We start from the raw sequence: 23,247 nt of genomic DNA, 5'->3' as shown, positions 1-23,247 counted from the left end.
GCCGGACAGGCGTGATCGGCCGCGCGGGGCGCTCATCAGGCCGATGGAAAAAGTATAGGCGGCGCGGCGGGGATTCTCATCGCCAGGTGTACTGCGCTGCGCATCGCACACGGCACACCGCACGACATACCCCAAATGCGGCGTGGGCGGCGCCGCTTGCACGCGTGTCACGGCAGCGGCGCGAGCAGCCGCCGCGCCGCTTCGACGACCCGCTCGGACAACGACGCCATCGTCGGCGACTGCACGGTCCACGCGTGCCAGTACAGCGTGACGTCGGTCGGATGGGCGGGCGCGAGATCGACGAGCCCCTGCGTGTCGAGCGGTGCGCTGCCGATCAGCGGCTCCGGCACCATCGCGTAGCCGAGCCCGTGCCGCACCGCCGCGAAGTGCGAATGGGTGCCCGGCACGTAGTGGCACGGGTACGCGCCTTCGGGCAACCCGAACTTCTCCTTCAGGAACGACGACTGCAGCGTATCGCGCCGCGAATACGCGACGACGGGCGCCTTGCGCGCGCTCGTGCGGTTCAGTCCGCGCGGAAACCAGCGCACCGCGAACGCGGCGGCCGCGAGCAGCCGGTAGCGCATCGTGCCGAGCGGTGTCGCGAGGCAGCCGCGCATCGGCTTCGGCTCGGTCGTCACGCAGCCCACGGCCATCCCGCTTTCGAGCAGCGCGAACGTGTGGTCCTGATCTTCGACGATCAGCTCGAACAGGATGCGCTCGCCGGCGAGTACGGACGCCAGCGCCGGCAGGAACCACGTACCGAGGCTGTCGGAATTGAGCGCGATCGTGACCGAGATCGGCGATTCGCGCTCGGTCGCGAGCGTGCTCTGCAGGTCGGCCTGCAGCAGCGCGACGCGGCGCAGGTGCTGCAGCACGCGCTGCCCGGCCACCGTGGGGCGGCACGGCCGCGTGCGCAGCACGAGCGGCGTGCCGAGGCTCGCTTCCAGCGCGCGGACGCGCTGCGTGACGGCGGATGCGGTCACGTGCAGGCGCACGGCGGCCTGCTCGAAGCTGCCCGTGTCGGCGACGGCCAGCAGCGCGGCGGCCTGCTTTGGATCGATCGTCATCGACATGTCGGTGGAATTCCTGTGAACGTAAGACGAGAACAGCCGGTAGTGTAAGTCAGTGCGTACAGGCGGCCGGGTGCGGCGCACCGTTTTGCCGCACCGCATTCGTCGTCGGAATCGGCCGCGATACGCAAGCGCGCCGCGTGCTCGATACCGGTGGCGCGCGCATTTTGAACTAGGCTATATGAACGCGCGGCCCCCCGGCATGTGCGATGCCGGCGCGTCGCGTGCGGACGATCGCGCGTCGCGCGCAAGCCGCGGCGCGGGCGTCGTGACGATTCCCCTTTCACGGAGACGACCATGTCGATTCGACTAGGCGAGGACGCGCCCGATTTCACCGCGGAGACCACCGAGGGAACGATCCGCTTTCATGAATGGATCGGCGACCACTGGGCGATCCTGTTTTCCCATCCGAAGGATTTCACGCCGGTGTGCACGACCGAACTCGGCTACCTGGCCGGGCTCAAGCCGGAATTCGACAAGCGCAACACGAAGATCATCGGGCTGTCGATCGATCCGGTCAGCGATCACCGGAAGTGGGTGGCGGATATCGCTGAAACGCAGGGGCACGCGGTCAACTATCCGCTGATAGGCGACGACGAGCTGAAGGTGGCAAAGCTGTACGACATGATTCACCCGAATGCGAGCGGCGGCCCGCGCACGGCGGTCGACAACGCGACCGTGCGTTCGGTCTTCATCGTCGGGCCGGACAAGAAGGTCAAGGCGATGCTCGTCTATCCGATGAGCGCGGGGCGCAACTTCGACGAGGTGCTGCGTCTGCTCGACGCGTTGCAGCTCAACGCGAAGCATACGGTGGCGACACCCGTGAACTGGAAGCCCGGCGACGATGTCATCATTCCGACGTCGGTGTCGGACGATGCGGCGAAGCAGAAGTATCCGGACGGCTTCCGGACGCTGAAGCCGTACTTGCGCTACGTGCCGCAGCCGCGTTGACGCACCGTGCCGGCCGGATGCCGGCCATGCAGGACCACGACGGGGCGGCCCGCGCGACGGCGACCGTCGCGGCGCGGGCCGGACGACAGCATCCAGCACGCATCAAACAAGCCTCAACCAGCGACGGAGTGACTTCGCGATGATCTTCCGGCAACTCTTCGACCCGCAATCGTCGACGTACACGTACCTGCTTGCCGACAGCGCATCGCGCGAAGCGGTGCTGATCGATCCGGTGTTCGAGCAGGTGCGCCGCGACGCGGCGCTGCTCGACGAACTCGGGCTGCGGCTCGTCGCGACCGTCGACACGCACGTGCATGCCGATCATGTGACGGGCGCGTGGCTGCTGAAGCAGCGCACCGGCAGCACGATCGCGATCTCGGCCGCGAGCGGCGCGCAAGGCGCCGATCGCTACCTGAACGACGGCGACCGCTGCGCGTTCGGCGCGCGCTACCTGACCGTGCGTGCGACGCCCGGCCACACGAGCGGCTGCATCAGCCTCGTGCTCGACGACGAATCGATGGCGTTCACCGGCGATTGCCTGCTGATCCGCGGCACGGGCCGCACCGACTTCCAGCAGGGCGACCCGCGCGCGCTGTATCGCGCGGTGCACGGCCGGCTGTTCACACTGCCGGCCGCGTGCCTGCTGTATCCGGCGCACGATTATCGCGGGCTCACGGTGACGAGCGTCGGCGAAGAGCGGCGCTTCAATCCGCGTCTCGGCGGCGACCTGAGCGAAGACGATTTCGCGGGCTACATGCGCAATCTCGGGCTCGCGCATCCGCGGCAGATCGACGTCGCGGTACCGGCGAACCTGCAGTGCGGCGTCGCGGCGAACGCGCCCGACGTGCAGGCCGCGCCCGACTGGGCGCCGCTCGTCTATACGTTCGCCGGGTTCTGGGAAATCGATCCGCAATGGCTCGAGGATCATCTGCCGGCGGTGCAGGTCGTCGACGTGCGCGAGCCGGACGAATTCACCGGCCCGCTCGGCCACCTGCCCGGCGCGACGCCGATTCCGCTCGGCGAACTGGCCGCGCGCACCGGCGAGATCGCGCGCGACCGGCCGGTCGTGACCGTGTGCCGGGCCGGCGGGCGATCCGCGCAGGCGACCGTCATTCTGCTGAAGGCCGGCTTCGACGCGGTAGCGAATCTCGGCGGCGGGATGCTGCGCTGGCGTGCCGAAGGGCGCGTCGTGACGGACGGCCGGTCGTAACGCCCCAGGTTGCACGAAAAAAATTCCGATTCGCTGTCGAAATGGCCGCGTGCCGTTCGTCGTCAAGGTATCCGATCACGTGGCGCCGCATCACGCGGCGCCGAAACCCCTGAGAGACCCCACGATGATGCCGACGCTCTACGCCCATCCCTTTTCGTCCTACTGCCAGAAGGTGCTGACCGCGCTGTACGAGAACGGCACGCCGTTCGCGTATCGCGTGCTCGCGCACGACGATCCGAAGCCGATGCAGGAGCTGGCCGCGCTGTGGCCGCTGAAGCGTTTTCCGGTGCTCGTCGATGCCGGCCGCACGGTGATCGAGGCGTCGATCATCATCGAGTATCTCGGCCTGAACCATCCGGGCCCCGTGCGCCTGCTGCCCGACGATCCGCACGCGGCGCTCGAGGTGCGCACGATGGATCGTTTCTTCGACAACTACGTATCGACGCCGCAGCAGAAGGTCGTGTTCGACGCGCTGCGGCCGGAGGCCGAGCGCGATGCGCGCGGGGTGGCCGATGCGCGCGCGCTGCTGGAGACGTCGTACGCGTGGCTGGACAAGAAGATGGCCGATCGCGAATGGGCGGCCGGCGACCGCTTCAGCCTCGCCGACTGCGGCGCGGCGCCGTTCCTGTTCTACGCGGACTGGACGCACCGGATCGATCCGTCGTTCGCGAACGTGCTGGCGTACCGCCGGCGTCTGCTGGCGCGGCCGTCGTTCGCGCGCGCGGTCGACGAGGCGCGGCCGTTTCGCCCGTTCTTTCCGCTGGGTGCGCCTGACCGCGACTGACCGGCGCGGGCGACGCGCGGCGCGCCGCCACTGCGCATGGCCGGCAGCGCGTGCCGGGGCGGCGGAACGTAAGCAGCGGCAGCATCGCGGCGTCTCCCCGTCACATCGTGTGGGTGGCCGACTGCGCGAGCGTCAGCAGTTCGTCGAACTGCGTGATCAACTCGAAGCACAGCAGGAACGCGAGCGTATAGGCCGGCGCGGGGAAGCGCTTGATCATCGCGAGCACTTGCGGCGCGAAGCGCGAGCGGATCGCATCGCGCGTCAGCAGCCATGCGAGCGCGATGCCGATCGCAGCGCCCGCGATCAGGTCGGTCGGATAGTGAAAGCCGAGATACGCGCGCGGCAGGCAGATGAACACGACCGCATACAGCAGCGCGAACACGCCGATGCGGCGCGCGATGATGAAGATGCCGGTGGCGATCGCCATCCACAGCATCGCGTGATCGCTCGGAAACGAACTCCATGCCTGCAGCGTGGCCGCGCGCAGTCCTGCCGACGGAAAGTGCAGGTGCAGGTCGGGGTTGTAGATCGGCCGCACGCGGAACGGCAGCACCTGCGCGAGCAGCCGGCCGATCGCGAGCGCGATGAGCCCGCTCGCGATCGTCGCGACGACCTGCTCGCGCTGCCGCTCGCGATTCGGGCCCGGCTGGAACCACAGCCAGCACAGCACGGGAATGAGCACGAAGCCCTTGAACGTGTACAGCCCGGCGACCACGCGGATCGCGTGATTCATCAGCGGGCCGAACGTGATGTGAGTGAGGAAGGTCTGGATCGTGGTGTCGAAATCGTTCATGTTCTGTGCGACCCGGGCGGACGCTCAGCGCATGACATGCGGCCGGCAGGATCGAAAAGCGCGCTCGTACCGGAGCGCAACGGGGGGCAAGTATGTCACTCGTTATTTCGAAGAAAATGCGAAAAAATACCGGGAATCCCCTGATAAAACGGGGCTGTGCGGCGGGGCCGGATGGGTGAGCGCTGCGTGGCGGGGCGCATCGAATCGTCCGACGTTTTCGCATCGATGCGCACGGCCGCCGGAAAAATAATCGGTTGAACTGGACATTCGTTCGAGCGGGTGCGGACCGTGCGCGAGATGGGGGCCTTTCGTGCCGAATGCGCACGAATCTGCCAGGCTGCCCGGCGTCATGCGTGCGCCGATCGAAAATAAAAGAAAAGGCGGGCAAGCCCTTGGAGGCCTGCCCGCCAGGTGGGTGCGGACGCGGAAACTCAGCGGCGCCAGATCCGCACGGCGAGCGCGGCAAGGGACGTCACGACGGCCAGCCCGGTCACCGCATTCCAGCCCAGTTGCGCGAGCAACAAACTGCCGATCGCGGCGCCGGCCGCCATCCCGATGAACATGCCGACGAACAGCACCGCGTTGAGGCGGCTGCGCGACGCGGGGTCGATCCGGTAGACGATCGCCTGGTGCGCGATCAGCGTGGCCTGCACGCCGAGATCGAAGCCGATCGTCGCGACCGCGAGCAGCACGAGCTGCGCATGCGTCGACATCAACGGTGCGGCGGCCATCGACGCGAACGACACAGTCGCGATGCCGATGCCGATGCGCGTGACGCGCTCCGGCCCGTGATGGTCGGCCAGGCGCCCGGCAATCGGCGCGGCCAGCGCGCCGGCCGCACCGGCGAGGCCGAACGCGCCCGCGGCTGCACTGCCGAGATGGAACGGCGCGCCGTGCAGCATCACCGCGAGCGTCGACCAGAACGCGCTGAACCCGATGGCCAGCAGCCCCTGCGCGAGCGCGGCACGGCGCAGCGCCGGATGCTGGCGCCACAGCGCGCCGAGCGACCCGATCAGCGCACGATACGGCAGGCGCGTGGTCGGCTCGAAGTGCGGCAGCCCGCGCGCGGCCACGACGCCGATCGCCGCGACGCTCGCGGCCGCGAGCGCGAACATCGCGCGCCAGCCGGCCGTCTCGGCGACGAACCCGGCCACGACCCGCGACAGCAGGATGCCGAGCAGCAGCCCCGTCATCACCGTGCCGACGATGCGGCCGCGATGCGCGTCGTGCGCGAGCGTCGCGGCGGCCGGCACGACGTCCTGCGCCATCGTCGCCGCGAGGCCGATCGCGAAGCTCGCCGCGAGCAGCAGCCCGAGCGACGGCGCGATCGCGGCGAGCAGCAGCGCGACGACCAGCGTCGCGGCCTTGGTCACGATCACGCGGCGGCGGTCGAAACGGTCGCCGAGCGGCGCGAGCAGCAGGATGCCGAGCGCGTAGCCGAGCTGCGTGAGCGTCGGCACGAAGCCGATCGCCCGTGCCGACGCGCCGAGATCGGGCCCGAGCGCGCCGAGCATCGGCTGCGCGTAGTAGAGCGGCGCGACCCCGAGGCCGGCGGCGGCCGCGAGCAGCAGCACGAGCCGGCGATCGGGCATCGAACGGGCGGCCGGGTGGGCCGGGGCGTGGGCGGCGTGGGCGGCGTGGGGCGCGGCATCGAGTCGGGACGGGGTGGACATGGCGTGCATCCTGGTTGCGATGAAGGAATGGACGCGAGTGTGGCGGCATGTGGCCGGCCACGGTAGTGCCGCCCCGTGCAGATTTGTTATACGCTCCACGAATGACCGAAAAATCCTCGTTCTCTCCCAGTCCTGGCGGGTCTCCGCGCATTCAGGCGGTGCCGGTGGACGGTGCCGGCTATCGTTTCGAGCTGATGGAAACCTTCGTACGCATAGTCGAAGCTGGCAGCCTGTCGGCCGCGGCCGCGCAACTGCATACGACACAGCCGACGATCAGCCGGCGGCTGCAGGCGCTCGAGCGCTCGCTCGGCATGCGGCTGCTGCAGCGGACCACGCACACGATGCGGCTGACCGTCGACGGCGAGCGCTGCTTCAAGCGCGCGAAGGAGCTGCTGGCGAACTGGGCGGCGTTCGAAGCCGATCTGCGCGGCGCACAGGAGGAGCCGGACGGGCTGTTGCGGGTCGCGGTGCCGCACGCGTTCGGGCAGGAGCGTTTCGTCGAGCCGCTCGCGCGGTTCCTGCGCGACTATCCGCGCGTGTCGGTCGAGTGGCTGCTGCAGGACGAGGTGCGGGATTTCGTCGGCAGCGGCATCGATTGCGCGATCCAGGTGGGCGAGCCGACCGATCCGGCCGTGGTCGCGATCCGGCTCTCGAAGGTGCCGCGCTTCGTGGTCGCCGCGCCGTCCGTGCTGAACGGCGCCGAGGTGCCGGCCGATCCCGACGCGCTGGCCGCGCTGCCGTGGCTCGCGCTGCGCACGTACTACCGCACGGAGCTGGCGCTCACGCACTCGGCCACGGGCGAGACGCGGCGCATTGCGATCCGTCCGCGCATCACGACCGCGAACCTGTACGCGCTGCGCAGCGCGGCGCTGCTGGGAGTGGGGGCGTGCGTCGGTTCGTCATGGATGCTGGCCGACCACCTCGCGCGCGGCGAGCTCGTGCACCTCGCGCCCGACTGGCAGGCCGCGCCGCTGCCCGTCTACCTGACCTACCCGCATGCGCAGTTCTATCCGTCGCGGCTCGTGCGGTTCGCCGCGATGATGCGCGAGGCCGTGCCGGGGCTCGTCGAAGGGCGCGATACCTGACCTCCGGCGCGGGACGTGCCGCGAGCGCCGGGCGGCCACGGTGGTGTCAGCCGCGCCGGATCCCTTCGGGCAGCGCGCTGATGCGGCGCACCTCGGGCGAATCGAGCCACGCGCGCGACGTCGCGCAGTCGGCGAACATGTCGGTCGCATCCTCGCCCCAGAACAGGTCGCCGTCGAGTGCGAAGGTCGGCACGCCGAATACGCCGTGCGTGATCGCATCGTCGGTGTTCGCACGCAGTGCGTCCTTCACCGGCTGGGCGTCGACGGCCGTCACACCTTCCGGAAAGCCGACCGCTTCGCACAGCGCGGCGAAGCCTTCCGGCGTCGACACGTCCTGGCCGTCGCGCCAGATATGCCGGAAGATCCGCCGGATTGCGTCGGGAGAATTGCCCATCGCGATCGCGAGGCGCAGCGGCTTGATCGGATTGAACGGGTGCGCGGGCGGCATCCGGAACGCGATGCCGAGCTTGTCCGCGCGGTATTGCGCGTGGCGATAGGTGAAGACGCGTTTCGCCGCGATCTCGGCCGGCGCTTTCTGGCCCCAGTGCGTGAGCAGTGCGCCGAGCACGATGGGCCGAGGCTCGAATGCGGCGGCGGCCGGCAACCGGTCGAATTGTTCCTGCTGCAGGTAGGCGAACGGCGAAACGAAATCGAAATACCAGGTGGCGGTGCGCGCGGCGTTCATGGTGGCGGCCCTCAAGCGTGTCCGGTTGGCTGCGGCACGCGCGGCACGCCCGCAGGCGGCGCGCGATGCAAGCATCGGCGGCCAGTGTCGCACGCGGCCGCCTTTCGCGCTGTGGCGCGGCCGGGCGCGCGCCGCTGGTTACGACGCCGCGTCGCCGTGGCCCGCCGCCGATGCGAGCCGCGCGAGGCTGTCACGCACGGCCGCCGCGTCGTAGCGTGCGCCCGAGCCGCCGAGCGCCACGGTCGCCTTCTGCGCGAGCGGCAACAGCGTCGCCAGCGCCGCCGCCATGGCCGGCGCGTCGGCGAGCCGCGATTTCGGGCCCGATACGGTCAGCGCGCCGACACACTCGCCGGCTGCGCCGAACACGGGCGCGGATGCCGACGCCGTCTCGGGGTCGCGCTCGCCGTACGACGCGGCCCACAGCTGTTCGCGCACGTCGTTCCATCGCGCATCCTGCAGGTCGGTGAACGCCAGCAGCACCTTCCCGGACGCGCCCTGGCGCACCGGAAACTCCTCGCCGACCCGAATCGACACGCGCACCGCACGGGCGGGCTCGACCCGGTACAGCACCGAGCGCATGTCGCCCTGGCGCACGTAGAACGACGCCGTTTCGCCGAGTTCGCGGCTCAGCGTCTCGAGCAGCGGCTCGACCACCGGGCCGACCCGGAAAGAACGCTGATACAGCGCGGCGAGCCGCAGCGGCTCGTGGCCGATCGCGTACTGGCCGTCGTCGAGCTTGCGCATGAAGCCGCCATGTTCGAGCGCCGTGAGCAGGCGCAGGATCGTGCTCTTGTAAAGGCCGGTGCGGCGCGACAGCTCCGCGAGCGACAGCCGGTCGTCGGTCTGCCCGAACGCACGGAGGATCGCGAACGCGCGATCGAGCACGGCGACGCCGCTGGACGCTTCTTCGACCGGCGAATCGGGCTCGCTGCCGGCGTGATCGGTTTGAGTCTTGGGCACTGCGTGCTTCCTTCTGACGATGATCGGTCGACTATATCGTTCTGTCTGACAGAACGCAAGTTCCAGAAAATCGCAATTTCACGGGTATACCCCGCTTACGGCTGGTTCGACGTGTGCATAAAGTTCTATCAAACAGAACGATGTTCTTTCAGATAGAACGATGGAGTGTCAAATGAGCGTTTCCGAATATCCGAAGGTGCTGGTCAGCGAGGTCGGGCCGCGCGACGGCCTGCAGAGCATCCAGGCCGTGATGCCGACGGCCGGCAAGCTGCGCTGGATCACGGCGCTGGCCGCGGCCGGCCTGCGCGAGATCGAGGTCGGGTCGTTCGTGCCGGCCAGGCTGCTGCCGCAGATGGCCGACGTGCGCGAAGTCGTCGCGCATGCGCTGGCGATTCCCGGGCTGCACGTCGCCGCGCTCGCGCCGAACCTGCGCGGCGCCGAGGGCGCATTCGAGGCCGGCGTGCACAAGCTGACGCTGCCGGTCTCGGTGACGGAAGCGCATTCGCTGGCGAACATCCGCAAGACGCCCGCGCAGATGATCGACGAGGTGCGTGCGATCGTCGCGTTGCGCAATGAGCGGTTTCCGTCGGTGCAGATCGAGGCGGGCGTGTCGGTCGCGTTCGGCTGCACGATCGCGGGCGCCGTCAGCGACGACGAGACGATCGCGATGGCGGTGGCGATGGCCGAATGCGGCGTCGACGAGATCGGGCTGTCCGATACGAGCGGCTATGCGAACCCGGCGCAGGTGCGCCGGCTGTTCCTGCGGCTGCAGCGCGAAGTCGGCGGCAAGGCGGGGGGCGCGCATTTCCACAATACGCGCGGGCAGGGGCTCGCGAACGTCGTCGCGGCGCTCGACGCGGGCGTGACGACGATCGACGCGAGCCAGGGCGGCCTCGGCGGTTGTCCGTATGCGCCGGGCGCGACCGGCAACATCGTCACCGAGGATCTCGTGTTCCTGCTCGAGGCGATGGGATTCGACACGGGTATCGACGTCGACGCGCTGCTCGCCGCGCGCGCAATCCTGCACGCGGCGCTGCCGGCCGAGGCGCTGTACGGGCATGTGCCGGACGCCGGGTTGCCGAAGGGCTTCCGTTACGCGGACGACCGCGCACCGAGCGCGGTGCAACCGGAAGGATGCCTGACGGGAGTCGCGCAATGAACGACCATCAACCGGCTTCCGCGCTGCCGTACGCAGGCACGCGCGTGATCGAGATGACGCACATGGTGATGGGCCCGACCTGCGGGATGCTGCTCGCGGATCTCGGCGCGGAGGTCATCAAGATCGAACCGATCGCGGGCGACAGCACGCGCGCGCTGCGCGGTTCCGGCGCGGGCTTCTTCGGGATGTTCAATCGCAACAAGAAGAGCCTTGCCGTCGACGTGAAGGATCCGCGCGGGCTGGAGATCGTGCTGCGGCTCGTCGCGACGGCGGATGTCTTCAGCGAGAACTTCAAGAGCGGCACGATGGACCGGCTCGGCCTCGGCTATCCCGCGCTCTTCTCGCTGAATCCGCGCCTCGTGTACGTGTCGCACAAGGGCTTCCTGCCGGGGCCGTACGAGCATCGCACCGCGCTCGACGAAGTGGTGCAGATGATGGGCGGCCTCGCGTACATGACGGGCCCGGAAGGGCGGCCGCTGCGCGCGGGCGCCAGCGTGAACGACATCATGGGCGGCATGTTCGGCGCGATCGGCGCGATGGCCGCGCTCGCGCAGCGCGAACGCACCGGCCGCGGCCAGCAGGTGCAGAGCTCGCTGTTCGAGAACAACGTGTTCCTCGTCGCGCAGCACATGATGCAGTTCGCGGTGACCGGGCAGGCCGCATCGCCGATGCCGAGCCGGATTTCCGCGTGGGCCGTCTACGACGTGTTTGCCGTCAAGGATGGCGAACAGATCTTTCTCGCGGTCGTATCGGACACGCAGTGGGCGTTGTTCTGCGATGCGTTCGGCCTGGCCGCGCTGAAGGACGATCCGCGCCTCGCGACCAACAACCTGCGCGTGCAGGCGCGCGAGTGGCTGCTGCCCGAGTTGCGCGCGCGGCTCGCGTCGCATTCGGCCGCGGAGATCGGCGCGATCTTCGAATCGAACGGCCTGCCGTACGCGCCGATCACGAAACCGCAGGACCTGTTCGACGATCCGCACCTGCTCGCCACGGGCGGCCTCGAGGCCGTGACGCTGCCGGCCGATGCGAGCAGCGCCGGGCGGCCGGTCGACACGCGCACCGCGCTGCTGCCGCTGACGCTTGGCGGCGAACGCCTGAGGCTGCGCGCGGCACCGCCAGCACTCGGCCAGGACACGCGCGCGCTGCTCGGCGAGCTCGGCTACACGCCGGACGAGGCACGTGCGCTGATCGAAGCCGGCGTCGTCGCGGGCCAGCATGGCGCGGACGATGCGGCGCCGGGCGGCGCGCCGTCACCGAACGAACTGGCGAGCGCGTAGCGCGGCCGCGATTCACCGAACGAACAAAGGCGTCCCGGCCGTCCCACGCACGGGCGCGGCCGCCCCATCCACGGAGACAACCATGACATCCGCTTCCCCGGCATTGGCCGACGATCGCGAGACCGACGCGTCGATCGAGCAACGGGCCGTGCGCAAGGCCGCGTGGCGCTTCATTCCGCTGCTCGCGCTCGCGTACTTCTTCAACTACCTGGACCGCACGAGCGTCGGCTTCGCTGCGCTCACGATGAACCGCGATCTCGGGCTGACCGCGACGCAGTTCGGCTGGGGCGCGGGCATCATGTTCGCCGGCTACTGCATGTTCGAGGTGCCGAGCAATCTCGCGCTGTACCGCTTCGGCGCGCGGCGCTGGCTCGCCCGCATCATGATCACGTGGGGGCTGATGGCGGCCGCGACCGCGCTGGCGACCGGGCCGACGAGTTTCTACGCGATCCGGCTGCTGCTCGGCATCGGCGAAGCCGGATTCTTTCCGGGCGTGATCTTCTTCCTCGCCGTGTGGTTTCCGGCGAGCTACCGCACGCGCGTGCTGGCGTGGTTCACCGTGTCGACGCCGCTGTCGTCGCTGATCGGCGGTCCGTTGTCGACGTGGCTGCTGCAACTCGACGGCGTGCTCGGGCTTGCCGGATGGAAATGGATGTTCATCGTCGAAGGGCTGCCGGCGTGCGCGCTCGGTTTTCTCGTGCTGAAGCTGCTGTCCGATTCGCCGGCGCATGCCGCGTGGCTGTCCGACGACGAGCGTGCGGCGCTGCAGCGCGCGTTCGAGCGCGACGCCGCGGCCGCCGGCCGCAAGAAGCGCTTCGGCGTTGCGCTGCGCGACGTGCGCGTGTACGTGCTCGCGCTGATCTCGTTCGGCTTCACGATGGGATCCTACGGGATCGGCATCTGGCTGCCGCAGATGCTGAAGGCGCACGGCATGTCGACGATGCAGACGGGCTGGCTGTCCGCGGTGCCGTACTTCTTCGCGACCATCGCGCTGCTGTGGTGGGCGAAGCGCGTCGACCGGCGCGGCGGCCCGGTCGCGAACCTGGCGATCGGGCTGTTCATCGGCGCGGTGGCGCTCGGCGTGTCGACGCACTTCCTGACGCTCGGGCCGGCACTCGTCGGCATCACGCTCGCGCTGATCGGCACGATCGCCGGCCGCACGATCTTCTACACGCTGCCGTCGCGCTTCCTGTCCGGCCAGGCCGCGGCCGGCGGGCTCGCGCTGATCAACTCGATCGGCGCGCTCGGCGGCTTCGCGGGCCCTTATCTCGTCGGCTACCTGAAGGACAGCTTCGGCACCTTTACCGCCGGCATGCTCGGCCTCGCGATCGTGCTGGCGATCACGACGCTGCTCACGCTGTCGCTGTATGCGTTCGACCGGAGCGAATGACATGGACACGACGACTTCGATCAAGCGACGCCGGCTGCTCGGTGCGGCCGCCGCATCGCTCGCGCTGCCCGCGTTCACCGGGACGCGCGCGGCCACCCAGGAAGGAGTTTCCCGCATGACGACGCAAAGCAACTATCTCGCGGTCCGGCCCGACTGGCTCGCGTCGGCGCTCGAACCCGCGCTCGAGCCCGACCTGCCGATCGTCGACGCGCATCATCATTTCTATGAACGGCCGGGCTGGATCTACATGCTCGACGACTATCTGCAGGATGCGCGCTCGGGCCACAACATCCAGGCGTCCGTCTACATGCAGGCGCAGACGCGCTATCGCGAATCGGGCCCGGTCGAACTGAAACCGGTGGGCGAGACGGCTTACGTCGCGGGCGTGACCGAGCCGCTGCAGCACGGCCCGGTGGCGGTCGCGAAAGGCATCGTCGGCCACGCGGACCTGCGTCTCGGCGAACGCGTGCGCGAGGTGCTCGAAGCGCATCTCGACGCCGGTCGCGGGCGCTTCCGCGGCGTTCGTCACCTGACGACATGGGACGCCGATCCGACGCTCGCCAATCCGCTGTCGGCAGTGCCGCGCGGGCTGCTGCTCGATCCCGCGTACCGGGCGGGCGTCGCCCAGCTCGCGCCGCTCGGGCTGTCGTACGACGCATGGCTGTTCTTTCCGCAGTTGCCCGAACTGTTCGAGCTCGCGAAGGCGAACCCCGATACGCGCGTCATCGTCAATCACTGCGGCGGCGTCGTGCGGATCGCCAGTTATGCCGACAAGCGGCCGGAGGTGTTCGAGCGCTGGTCGGCGTCGATGCGTACGCTCGCGCAACTGCCGAACGTCTACGTGAAGGTCGGCGGGCTCGGGATGCGCATCAACGGTTTCGATTTCGAGAAGGGCGAGCGGCCGCCGTCTTCCGTGCAGCTCGCCGATGCGTGGAAGCCGTGGATGATGACCTGCATCGACGCGTTCGGCCCCGGGCGCTGCATGTTCGAGAGCAATTTCCCGGTCGACAAGGGCTCGTATTCGTTCGTGAACGGCTGGAATGCGTTCAAGCGGCTGACCGCGCAGGCGAGCCCGGACGAGCGCGACGCGCTGTTCCGCGGCACGGTCACGCGCGCTTACCGGCTCGGCTGACGCGCGCCGCGGCGGGCCCGGCGCGGCGCTGGCTCACCCGGCTTCCACCAGTGCCGCGAGCCGCGCCAGCGCCATTTGCCAGCCGGTCTCGTTGTCCGCGGCCGGGACGCCGGGCGGCACCCCGTCGTGCACGGCGTCCACGCGCGTGCCGCCCGCTTCGTCGGACAGCGTGATCGTGATCGTCATCGCGCCGCGCAGCATCGGGTCGTCGGTCTCGAACACGTCGATCTCGACGATCTGCTCGTCCGGCACGAGCGTGACGAAGCGTCCGTGATAGGTGTCGGTGCGCGCGGTGGTCTTGCCGCTGCCGGCCGACGGCGCGTCGTAGCTCAGCGATACCCGCAGCGCACCGCCTTCGCGCGTGTCGTACGCATGCACGCGGCACGTCATGCCGTCGGGCACCTTCCATTGCTCGACGGCGTGCGGATCGAGGAGTGCGCGGTAGACGCGGCCGCGCGGGGCGTTCAGGTGCCGGCTGACCCGGGTCGAATGCGTGTGCGTGTGCAACATGTGGCCTCCCGCGGAGCGCGCACGACGGTGCACGCCGGCGGCCGGCGTGTCGTCATGCTTCCTTCAGGAATCCTAGGCGCGCGAGAGGCGGCATGCAATGACCGCACACGTGGCCGCGGCCGGCTCAGCGCAATGCGGCCGCGAATTCGTCGAGCTGCGTGATGCAGGTGTTCCAGCCCTCGAAGAAGCCGAGCGCTTCGTGGCGGTCGCGCGTGGCGGCGTCCGGATGCATCACGCGCGCTTCGTAGCGGCTGCCCGCATCGTCGTCGGCCATCGTGATGATCGCGGTGAAGCCCATCCACGGCGCCTGCGGCCGCCAGCCGCCCGTCAGCATCGACGTGAACGCGATGCGCGATTCCGGCACGATTTCGAGGAAGCAGCCGGGATTGTCGCTGGTGCCGCCGTCGGGGCCGCGCATGTACGTGTGGAAGGCGCCGCCCGGACGCAGGTCGAACGCGCGCACTTCGGTGGTCCACGGTTTCGGGCACCACCATTGCTTCAGCAGTTCGGGGTCGGTCCATGCACGCCACAGCGCGTGGCGCGGCGCGCGCAGCGTGCGCGTGATGACGAGATCGTGGGCTTCAACGGGGTCGACGGGGCTGGCTGACATCTTGCTCCTCCTGGTGGCGGCGTTCGACGAATTCGACGAGACGATCGGATCGTGCTTCCCACAGCGCGCGCTGCTCGGCGAGCCATGCCTCGGCTTCGGCCAGCCGGCTGCCGACCAGTGTGCAGGTGCGCGAGCGGCCGGCTTTGCGGGTCTGGACGAGGCCGCTGCGCTCGAGCACGGCGACGTGCTTCATGAACGACGGCAACGCCATGTCGAACGGCTCGGCCAGCGCGGAGACGGTTTGTTCGCCGTGGCCGAGCATGTTGACGATCGCGCAGCGCGTCGGATCGGCGAGGGCGTGGAAGACGTCGCTGATGCCGGGTTGAAAGTTAGCCATGCGGCTAAGTATAGGCGACGCGGACGGCGATGCAACGGAATCTTTCGTCGCGTAGGATGATGGGGCGGTAACACGTGCCGACCGGGTGCGGCGTTGCCGCGCGCCTGCCGCCGTTGCGCGAGTCGCGACGGCCGGCCGGTGTTCCTTCCCATCCGGACGCACGCCGAACCCGCGTGTGCGATCCAACTGACTACCGGAGTTGGCATGACCGAATCCGTTACCGTCCGCCGCGTCGACGCGGGCGAAGCGAAGCGCTGTGTCGAAGCACTGGCCGACGTGCTGATCGATTGCGTCGAGGGCGGCGCGTCCGTCAGCTTCATGTTGCCGATCGAGCGGACGACCGCCGTCGCATTCTGGACCCACGTCGCCGACGGCGTCGCGAACGGCGAGCGCATCCTGCTCGTTGCCGAAGATGCGGCCGGCCGGATCGTCGGCACCGTGCAGGTCGTGACCGCGCAGCCCGAGAACCAGCCGCATCGCGCCGATATCTCGAAGATGCTCGTGTCGCGGCGTGCGCGCCGGCAGGGCATCGCCGCGCGGCTGATGGCGGCGGCCGATGCGGCCGCACGCGACGCGGGCAAGACCGTGCTCGTGCTCGATACCGTGACGGGCGGCGACGCCGAGCGGCTGTACGAGCGGGCCGGCTGGCAGCGTGTCGGCGTCGTGCCGAACTACGCGCTGATGCCCGACGGCACGGTCTGCGCGACGACGTATTTCCACAAGCAACTTGCGTAGCGGGGCGCACCGTGCATCCCGTCGCCCCGGCGCTCGTGTTCGTCACGCTTGCGGCCGGTCTCGTCGCGCTGCTCGCGCCTGCTGGGCTGGCCGCCGCGTGGCGACGTCGCACGCAGGTGCCGCTTCGCGTGTTTTTCTACGGCATGCTGACCTTCTTCGTGTTCCAGCCGGTATTGCGCATGTCGTGGCAGATTCCGCTGTTCCGCTGGCTCGCGCACGAGCCGCGCTGGCACGTGCCGATGCTCGTGTTCGCGGCGTTGACCGCTGGCCTCTTCGAGGAGTGCGGGCGCTGGGTCGCTTTCCGGTATCTGCTGCCGAAGCGACATGACGCGCCGACGGCCGTGATGCTCGGGCTCGGGCACGGCGGACTGGAAGCGATGCTGCTGGTCGGCGTCGGGTTTCTCGCGCTCGGCACGGGGTATCTGCTCGCGCACGCGGGCGTCGTGGTGCCCGAAGGCGTGCAATCGCTGATCGGCTCGCAGTTCGCGGGCATGACGCTCGCGTCGCCGTTTTTGGCGCTGCTCGAGCGCGCGAGCGCGATGGCCGCGCATGTGGGGCTGTCGCTGATCGTGCTGCAGGCATTCGTCCGGGGTACGAAACGCTGGCTCGCGTATGCGATCGCGTTTCATTTCCTGTTCGACCTCGCCGCCGTGCTGCTCACGCGGTACTGGCACGTCGATACCGTGCTGGTCGAGGTGCTCCTGCTCGTGTGCAGTGTCGCGCTTCTGCGGCTGGGGCTGCGCTGGAGCCGCCGGATGACGGGGGCCGGCGACGCGAGCACGCGGCATGTTGCCTGATTGGCCGGGCTTCGTCAGGGAATCAAGCAAGGCCGCCGACATCGCCGGTCCGATATAGTCACGCACGAAGACTTCAGCAGAACGAGAACGCCCCGGAACCACCGCCCCGATGAAACGCTCCCATGTCGCTTTCGCCCTCACGGGCCTGCTCGTCGCGCTGCCGATTGCCGCGTATGCGCTCGTCAAGCCGTTGCGCGTCGTCGCGCCCGCGCTGGTTTCCGGTGTGTCGTGCCCGAGCGCCGATATCTGCACGGACGATGCCGCGAAGCTCGGCGACGCGCAGCAACTCTATCGCGACGGCTATGCGCGCGCGGCGGCGGCCGTCGGCGCATTCCAGGCGGCGCCGCGCGTGGTGTTCTGCTCGACGCGGGCGTGCGCCGATGCGTTCGGCCTCGGCCAACGCGCGGCGCTGACGCTCGGGAATTTCGGCGTGGTCGTCGCACCGCGCGGCTGGCAGACCTATTTTCTCGCGCACGAGCTGATTCATCACCGGCAGGCCGAAGTGCTCGGCAACCTGGCCGTCGCGACCCGGCCGCGCTGGCTGATCGAAGGGATGGCGTATTCGCTCAGCGACGATCCGCGCCACCCGCTGTCGGAGCCGTTCGAAGCGTGGCGCACGCGTTTTGCCGCGTGGAATGCGGCGCGCGGTGCACAGCCGCTGTGGCAGGCGGCGCGGTCGGTCGAATAGCGCGGAAGCGGCGCTGCTTCAGCGTCACGTCTTGGTGACTGGAGCATTGCCCGCCGGGCGGCGGCCAATGTAAGAACGCCTTTCCCTGCGAAACGCCACCCGTCGAGGCGGCTTTTCTGGCGAATTCCTTTCGTTTTTCTAATAATTATCTTGCAGGATTGCCGCCAGAGACTATAGTGCGCCAAGAATAAGCGATAACAATACGGGAGCCACAAAAAATGAATACGAGGGACCTTATTGTCGTGGTGGTCATCGGGGGGATGGTTGTCGCGGGCACCTATGCGTTTCTTCGAACCGAGACCCCGAAGGCCACATGGACTGGAGCGGAAGCAACGCCTTCACTCGGCACATCAGACTCAATAGGTATTCAGTCGTCATTTGATTCGGTGAATTCGATGGCTCGGAGAAGTCCGGCCATGGGTGGTGTTTCAACGGACTATTCTGATTCCGTTCCCGGGGTTGAGTCGAAGAATAATAAAATTCGCGATGACATCGAGAATTTTATCGATAAAAAATATACGGATCCGAAACAACGCGCAGCGATGAAGCAATACGCTGTCGCGCAACGCGATTTTTTGGTGTATGGCGGATCGCGTGAGGGGGCGGTAAATGCTGCTGAGCGAATGGTGAAATCATTTGCGTGCCTTCGTGGATTAATGGGACAAAGGGGTGTTGACGAATCGAAGTTGGTGCTGGCGATGATGTTGAATACCAAGGAGCGCTGGCAGGCATTTTCAGTCGCGATGAAAAATATGTCGGGTCATATCTACGATTTATACCGGGGGGAATCGTGCGAAAATTAATGATGGTGTTGGTGCTTGCATTTTCGATCCCGGTGTTTGCGCAACAAGTCGACGATAAGTGTGATTCGCCATATCAGGTGGTTTACGGAAATGGGATTCTTAATAATATGCAGGATATCGAGAGCGGCGCAGAGGCCGTGGCTGCGCTCATCGGAAATAAGGTTGGGGGTATTCCTGTTTATTATTCGTTCTTTCCAAACGAATCAAATGGATTTCTAGACGATCTAATGGTCGTATTTCGGCAAAAAATGGCCGATCGTCCGAATCTAACTTGGGAAATATTGGCGCGAGTTGCTGGTGGCTTCGTGGATGGCCTCCTCCCGACAACGATCGATCTGGTCAAGACGATGATCTCTGATACGGAAAAGGAGACCGCGGCCAGAGTTGCAGAGCAGTTTAAGGCAAAATACATATATGTGGACGATCGAGTAGAAGGCGCGGTATCGAAGGTTAATGATTATGTTCTGAATAAAGGTCGGCGTGTTTTATTGGTGAGGCATTCGCAGGGTAGTCTGTATGCAAATGCAACGCACCGAGTCGTGTATACCAATCCGAAAATAAAACCCGGAAATTTCAAGGTCGTTCATGTCGCGTCGGTCGCAAATTTTGTTGCTGATGGCGAAGGGGTACATTACGTCCGACTCTGATCTCGTGGTCAAGGCGCTCCGCACCGCGATGCCGGATACCTTGCAGTCGAATACAGTTTCACCGTTCAATCCGAATGACATAAGTAGGCATCTCTTTTTGGATACATACCTGAATGGTGATTATCCGTTGAGAAATTCTGTATATGGAGTAATTTCAAGGGCGTTGCTTACGTTGAGGGAGCCGGAGTCTTCGTTTGATTATGCAATCAATCTTAGTGAATATCGTACCTTTGCTTCGGGCGAAGAGGACGCAACGTATGAACCGCAGATATGGTGTGATGGAATTTTGAAGGCTTGGCAGTTTTGCGTCCCGCGAGATTTTATCGCATATATAAGGGATGCTGATGGCCGAGAGTACGATCCTCGCCATTCGCCGGAGTTTGGTGCCGTTTCCGCGGCAGTGCTGGCGAGGATCCAGAAATACGCTCCAGAAGCTTCCAACCCGGATTCTGCTCTTTATCGGCTTGTGTCGGCCCAATGGCCGCGATTAACGGTTTCTGCATTTCAAACTGTCGACAATAGTGGATCAATTATCAAGCATGCATCGAGTGATTATGATGAGGGTATGAATTTTTCACCATTGCCGCCATCTGAGATGTATTTTCCTCCACAGGATAAATTCACGATGCAGTATCCGCTTCCCTATGCGGTATCGAAGGCCAGGCTAAACGATCCGCTCGTTGCTTCGGTGGGCAAGCTGAAGGGGAAAGTGTCCTTTGAGCAATACGATGGCGAAGTGCTCGTGTTTCCATGGATATTTGATATCCCGATGACGAGGGCAAAGCATGAATACAAGCTGAGAATCTGTAAGAATACATAGTCCGAGAATTCTTAGTCTGTCATTCAAGTTTCTTCCATCGGCTGATGGAGCCGTTCGAATCGTAGTACACGCGCTTTGACGCGTGATATGCGTTGCCCGGCGGGCAGCAGCTGTGGAATGCCGCGCGGGCAATCGCATAGCGCAGCAACGGCGGAATGGCGTTGTGCCGTGTGCGGCGTCACGCCGGCGTGCCCGAATCGTCGCGCCCGGCAGTGAGCGTCTCCCGCCCGGCTGCGAGGATCTCGTCAGCCAGCGCCTGATCGGTGCCGGCGATTGCGCGCGACAGCACGAGCGCGCCGACCATCTGGCTGAAGACCGCGACCGCCTCGCGACGCGTCTGCGCCGGCGTCGCGCCTTCCTTGGCCACCATCCGTTCGAGCCGATCGAGATACGTGGCGAGGCCGCGCGCATAGCACGCGCGCGCCGCGTCGGTCAGTCGCGGCGCATCGCCCGCGAAACCGGACAGCGGGCATCCGGCCTCGACGTTGTCGCGATGCGCGGCGGACAGATACAACGCCACCTGCGCATCGAGACTGCCGGCATTCGGCGAATCCGCGCGGTCCTGCATCGCCTTTTCCATCACCTCGGCGACCAGCGCGTCTTTCGACTTGAAGTGGTTGTAGAAGCCGCCCTGCGTGAAGCCGGCTTCCTTCATCAGCTCCGTGAGCCCCACCGCGTCGACGCCGCGCGCGCGGAACAGCCGCTCGGCGGCCGCGACGATCGCGCTCCGGTTCTCGGCAGCCTGCTGTCTTGACACGCCCATCGATCCCTCCCTGATTTTGTCGATCGCGTCGATTGGAAAACACAATGGCGATCACCATTGACGTGCCCGGATGGCGGGAACACAATGCATCGCAAAGACGATGGTGATCGACATTGACATCAAGTGTAGTCGACTTGGCGGCGAGCACAAAGCCGCTGCCGGAACACTGGATGGCAATCGGTCGGGGTCTTTGGCGCCGCCGGGTCACGGGCAGCGGGCGGCTCGCCGTCTGCCGCCAGGCGGCGCCACGGTTCGACGAGCAACGGCAGGCTGGTTTCCACCGGATCTCACGCGCGCGGCGAGCCGGCGCGCATGCGATTCATCATGCGAAAGGAACGAACATGAAGATCGAAGGTGCAGTGGTGTTCATCACGGGCGCAAACCGCGGGCTCGGGCTCGAGTTTGCGAAGCAGGCGCTCGCGAGAGGGGCGCGCAAGGTCTATGCGGCGGCGCGCGATCCGGCCACCGTGACGCTGCCGGGCGTCGTGCCGGTGAAGCTCGACGTGACCGATGCGGCGGCCGTCGCCGCGGCGGCCGAAGCCGCACGCGACGTCACGCTGCTGATCAACAACGCGGGCATCGCGCGGCTCGGCAGCCTGACGGACGATGGCGCATCCGACGCATTGCGCGATCACTTCGAAACCAACGTGTTCGGGATGCTGGCGATGTCGCGCGCGTTCGCGGGCATCCTCGCCGGCCATGGCGGCGGCGCGATCCTGAACATCCTGTCCGTCGCGAGCTGGGTGAACCGGCCGATCCTGTCGGGCTACGGCGTGTCGAAATCGGCTGCGTGGGCGCTGACCAACGGGCTGCGCCATTCGCTGCGCGAGCAGCACACGCAGGTCGTCGGGCTGCATGCAGGCTTCATCGATACCGACCTGACGGCCGGCCTCGACGTGCCGAAAGCGACGCCGGCCGACGTCGTGCGCCAGGCGTACGAAGCGATCGAGGCGGGAGAGGAGGAAGTGTCGACCGACGAGTTCACACGGCAGGTGAAGGCCACGCTGTCGTCGGGCGTTTATCTGGAAGAGCCGGCGCCGCGTTGACGTCGCCGGTATCCCGGGCCCGCTGCCCCTGCCGCGCGTGCAGGGGGGCGGCGGGCCGTACCGTCAGACGGTGGTGTCGATGATGCCCGGGATCTTCACGTCCGGGTTCACGTCCGCGTCGTAGTCGACGCCGGCGATCTCGAAGCCGAACAACCGCAGGAACTCGGTCTTGTAGCCGGTGAAGTCGGTCAGCTCGTACAGGTTCTCGTTCGTCACGTGGTTCCACTGCGCGACGACCTTCGCCTGAACTTGCGGATCGAGCTCCTTGTAGTCCGCGCGCAGGCGGCCTTCCGCGTCGACGTGCGGCGTCGCGCCGTACAGGCTGTCCTTGAACAGGCCGTACACCTGCTCGATGCAGCCTTCGTGCGTGCCGTTTTCCTTCATCGTCTTGAACAGCAGCGACAGGTACAGCGGCATCATCGGGATCGCCGAGCTGGCCTGCGTGACGACGGCCTTCAGCACCGACACGCGCGCGTCGCCGCCGTGCGCGGCGAGCTTGTCGCGGATCGACAGCACCTTCTTGTCGAGATCCTTCTTCGCTTCGCCGATCGAGCCGTTCCAGTAGATGTCGTGCGTGATCTGCTCGCCGAGATACGTGAACGCGGTGGTCTTCGCGCCGTCGGCCAGCACGCCGGCTTCATCGAGCGCGTCGATCCACATCTGCCAGTCCTCGCCGCCCATCACGGCGACGGTGCCGTCGATCTCTTCCTGCGTCGCCGGTTCCAGCGTGACGTCGCGGATCACTTCCTTGTCGGTGTCGAGGCCGCGGAACGTGACCGTCTTGCCGATCGGCTTGAGCGTCGAGCTGATGGTTTCGCCCGTCTTCGGATGCGTGCGGCGCGGCGCCGCGAGGCTGTAGACGACGAGATCGACCTTGCCGAGATCCTGCTTGATCGTGTCGATCGTGACCTGCTTCACCTTGTCGGAGAATGCGTCGCCGTTGATGCTGCGCGCATAGCGCCCCTTTTCGGCGGCGAATTTCTCGAACGCGGCGCTGTTGTACCAGCCGGCCGTGCCGGGCTTCGTCTCGCTGCCGGCGCGCTCGAAGAACACGCCGAGCGTGTCCGCGCCGGAGCCGAAGGCGGCCGAGATCCGGGCAGCGAGGCCGTAGCCGGTCGACGCGCCGATCACGAGCACCTTTTTCGGGCCGTTGGCGATCGGGCCGTGCGAAGTCACGTAGTCGATCTGTTCCTTGACGTTGGCTTCGCAGCCGACCGGATGAGTCGTCACGCAGATGAAGCCACGCACGCGCGGTTTGATGATCATGGAAACCTCTAGTCAGAAAGGCTGGGACGGCCTGAATTCGGGAAAATCCCGCGCAT

The 23,247-nt window shown here is 66.9% G+C and carries 25 protein-coding genes; 15 read left to right on the top strand and 10 right to left on the bottom strand.

All coding sequences use genetic code 11. The features are described 5' to 3' along the window. Positions 1-167: 167 nt before the first annotated feature. The gene (locus tag LXE91_RS24515; protein ID WP_039349725.1) at positions 168-1,073 is read right to left on the bottom strand and encodes an HTH-type transcriptional regulator ArgP; all 906 of its coding nucleotides are present in this window, start codon (positions 1,071-1,073) and stop codon (positions 168-170) included. A 294-nt stretch (positions 1,074-1,367) separates the two neighbouring features. Here LXE91_RS24515 and LXE91_RS24510 point away from each other — a divergent pair, with 294 nt between their 5' ends. The 3 genes from LXE91_RS24510 (at position 1,368) to LXE91_RS24500 (ending at position 4,015) form a co-directional block, all read left to right on the top strand. Further along, positions 1,368-2,021 carry a peroxiredoxin gene (locus LXE91_RS24510; protein ID WP_039349728.1) on the top strand — a complete coding sequence of 218 codons (654 nt, stop codon included), beginning with the start codon at positions 1,368-1,370 and terminating at the stop codon, positions 2,019-2,021. Between the two features lie 139 nt (positions 2,022-2,160). Then, a complete protein-coding gene (locus LXE91_RS24505; protein WP_039349731.1) occupies positions 2,161-3,231 on the top strand; it encodes an MBL fold metallo-hydrolase in 1,071 nt (356 codons plus the stop codon). Positions 3,232-3,355: 124 nt separating this feature from the next. Beyond that, on the top strand, positions 3,356-4,015 hold the full coding sequence (locus LXE91_RS24500; protein ID WP_039350089.1) for a glutathione S-transferase family protein: 660 nt from the start codon (positions 3,356-3,358) through the stop codon (positions 4,013-4,015). Positions 4,016-4,115: 100 nt separating this feature from the next. On the opposite strand, the gene LXE91_RS24495 is transcribed toward LXE91_RS24500, so the two are convergent. Beyond that, entirely contained in the window at positions 4,116-4,808 is a 693-nt protein-coding gene (locus tag LXE91_RS24495) for a phosphatase PAP2 family protein (RefSeq protein WP_039349734.1), read from the bottom strand. Positions 4,809-5,239: 431 nt separating this feature from the next. After that, positions 5,240-6,481, bottom strand: coding sequence for an MFS transporter (locus LXE91_RS24490; protein ID WP_039350092.1), 1,242 nt, complete (start codon positions 6,479-6,481; stop codon positions 5,240-5,242). A 101-nt stretch (positions 6,482-6,582) separates the two neighbouring features. On the opposite strand from LXE91_RS24490, the gene LXE91_RS24485 reads away from it, so the two are divergent. Then, positions 6,583-7,566, top strand: coding sequence for a LysR family transcriptional regulator (locus LXE91_RS24485; protein ID WP_076841417.1), 984 nt, complete (start codon positions 6,583-6,585; stop codon positions 7,564-7,566). A 46-nt stretch (positions 7,567-7,612) separates the two neighbouring features. On the opposite strand, the gene LXE91_RS24480 is transcribed toward LXE91_RS24485, so the two are convergent. Together LXE91_RS24480 and LXE91_RS24475 are read right to left on the bottom strand one after the other, a co-directional pair. After that, positions 7,613-8,251, bottom strand: coding sequence for a 2-hydroxychromene-2-carboxylate isomerase (locus LXE91_RS24480; protein WP_039349739.1), 639 nt, complete (start codon positions 8,249-8,251; stop codon positions 7,613-7,615). A gap of 138 nt (positions 8,252-8,389) precedes the next feature. Next, a complete protein-coding gene (locus LXE91_RS24475) occupies positions 8,390-9,211 on the bottom strand; it encodes an IclR family transcriptional regulator (RefSeq protein WP_039349744.1) in 822 nt (273 codons plus the stop codon). A gap of 172 nt (positions 9,212-9,383) precedes the next feature. On the opposite strand from LXE91_RS24475, the gene LXE91_RS24470 reads away from it, so the two are divergent. From LXE91_RS24470 to LXE91_RS24455, 4 genes are all read left to right on the top strand, one after another. Then, on the top strand, positions 9,384-10,370 hold the full coding sequence (locus tag LXE91_RS24470; protein ID WP_039349747.1) for a hydroxymethylglutaryl-CoA lyase: 987 nt from the start codon (positions 9,384-9,386) through the stop codon (positions 10,368-10,370). Continuing rightward, positions 10,367-11,647 (top strand): CaiB/BaiF CoA transferase family protein, encoded by a 1,281-nt coding sequence (locus tag LXE91_RS24465; RefSeq protein ID WP_039349750.1) that lies wholly within the window; start codon positions 10,367-10,369, stop codon positions 11,645-11,647. The genes LXE91_RS24470 and LXE91_RS24465 overlap by 4 nt, the downstream gene beginning before the upstream one ends. Positions 11,648-11,729: 82 nt before the next feature. Beyond that, complete coding sequence (locus tag LXE91_RS24460; protein WP_039349752.1) at positions 11,730-13,037, top strand: MFS transporter; 1,308 nt, start codon at positions 11,730-11,732, stop codon at positions 13,035-13,037. Between the two features lies 1 nt (position 13,038). Beyond that, a complete protein-coding gene (locus tag LXE91_RS24455; RefSeq protein WP_039349754.1) occupies positions 13,039-14,169 on the top strand; it encodes an amidohydrolase family protein in 1,131 nt (376 codons plus the stop codon). A gap of 33 nt (positions 14,170-14,202) precedes the next feature. Here LXE91_RS24455 and LXE91_RS24450 read toward each other — a convergent pair whose 3' ends face one another. From LXE91_RS24450 to LXE91_RS24440, 3 genes are all read right to left on the bottom strand, one after another. Continuing rightward, a complete protein-coding gene (locus LXE91_RS24450; protein ID WP_039349756.1) occupies positions 14,203-14,679 on the bottom strand; it encodes an SRPBCC family protein in 477 nt (158 codons plus the stop codon). 124 nt (positions 14,680-14,803) lie between these two features. Beyond that, positions 14,804-15,289, bottom strand: coding sequence for an SRPBCC family protein (locus LXE91_RS24445; protein ID WP_039349758.1), 486 nt, complete (start codon positions 15,287-15,289; stop codon positions 14,804-14,806). Continuing rightward, positions 15,261-15,626 carry an ArsR/SmtB family transcription factor gene (locus LXE91_RS24440; RefSeq protein WP_039349761.1) on the bottom strand — a complete coding sequence of 122 codons (366 nt, stop codon included), beginning with the start codon at positions 15,624-15,626 and terminating at the stop codon, positions 15,261-15,263. The genes LXE91_RS24445 and LXE91_RS24440 overlap by 29 nt, the downstream gene beginning before the upstream one ends. 204 nt (positions 15,627-15,830) lie before the next feature. On the opposite strand from LXE91_RS24440, the gene LXE91_RS24435 reads away from it, so the two are divergent. The 6 genes from LXE91_RS24435 (at position 15,831) to LXE91_RS24410 (ending at position 20,116) form a co-directional block, all read left to right on the top strand. Then, positions 15,831-16,361: a GNAT family N-acetyltransferase gene (locus tag LXE91_RS24435; RefSeq protein ID WP_039349763.1), complete on the top strand. Its 531-nt coding sequence runs from the start codon at positions 15,831-15,833 to the stop codon at positions 16,359-16,361. A gap of 11 nt (positions 16,362-16,372) precedes the next feature. Beyond that, positions 16,373-17,158: a YhfC family intramembrane metalloprotease gene (locus tag LXE91_RS24430; RefSeq protein WP_039349766.1), complete on the top strand. Its 786-nt coding sequence runs from the start codon at positions 16,373-16,375 to the stop codon at positions 17,156-17,158. 109 nt (positions 17,159-17,267) lie between these two features. After that, on the top strand, positions 17,268-17,846 hold the full coding sequence (locus LXE91_RS24425) for a membrane protein (RefSeq protein WP_039349769.1): 579 nt from the start codon (positions 17,268-17,270) through the stop codon (positions 17,844-17,846). Between the two features lie 218 nt (positions 17,847-18,064). Further along, positions 18,065-18,649, top strand: a complete 585-nt coding sequence (locus tag LXE91_RS24420; protein WP_135370695.1) for a hypothetical protein — start codon at positions 18,065-18,067, stop codon at positions 18,647-18,649. Next, complete coding sequence (locus LXE91_RS24415) at positions 18,649-19,296, top strand: hypothetical protein (protein WP_135370696.1); 648 nt, start codon at positions 18,649-18,651, stop codon at positions 19,294-19,296. The genes LXE91_RS24420 and LXE91_RS24415 overlap by 1 nt, the downstream gene beginning before the upstream one ends. Positions 19,297-19,300: 4 nt before the next feature. Continuing rightward, entirely contained in the window at positions 19,301-20,116 is an 816-nt protein-coding gene (locus LXE91_RS24410; protein ID WP_135370697.1) for a hypothetical protein, read from the top strand. 178 nt (positions 20,117-20,294) lie between these two features. On the opposite strand, the gene LXE91_RS24405 is transcribed toward LXE91_RS24410, so the two are convergent. Beyond that, positions 20,295-20,879, bottom strand: coding sequence for a TetR/AcrR family transcriptional regulator (locus tag LXE91_RS24405; protein WP_039349773.1), 585 nt, complete (start codon positions 20,877-20,879; stop codon positions 20,295-20,297). A 341-nt stretch (positions 20,880-21,220) separates the two neighbouring features. On the opposite strand from LXE91_RS24405, the gene LXE91_RS24400 reads away from it, so the two are divergent. Further along, positions 21,221-21,925, top strand: a complete 705-nt coding sequence (locus tag LXE91_RS24400) for an SDR family oxidoreductase (RefSeq protein ID WP_039349791.1) — start codon at positions 21,221-21,223, stop codon at positions 21,923-21,925. Between the two features lie 63 nt (positions 21,926-21,988). Here the strand turns inward: LXE91_RS24400 and fabV are convergent, their stop codons facing one another. Further along, positions 21,989-23,191 (bottom strand): enoyl-ACP reductase FabV, encoded by a 1,203-nt coding sequence (gene fabV, locus LXE91_RS24395; RefSeq protein ID WP_039349792.1) that lies wholly within the window; start codon positions 23,189-23,191, stop codon positions 21,989-21,991. Positions 23,192-23,247 lie beyond the last annotated feature (56 nt).

This window comes from Burkholderia contaminans (assembly GCF_029633825.1).
Taxonomy (GTDB): Bacteria; Pseudomonadota; Gammaproteobacteria; order Burkholderiales; family Burkholderiaceae; genus Burkholderia; species Burkholderia contaminans.
Note: the sequence above shows the minus strand (reverse complement) of the source record. Positions and strands in the feature narration are given on the sequence as shown.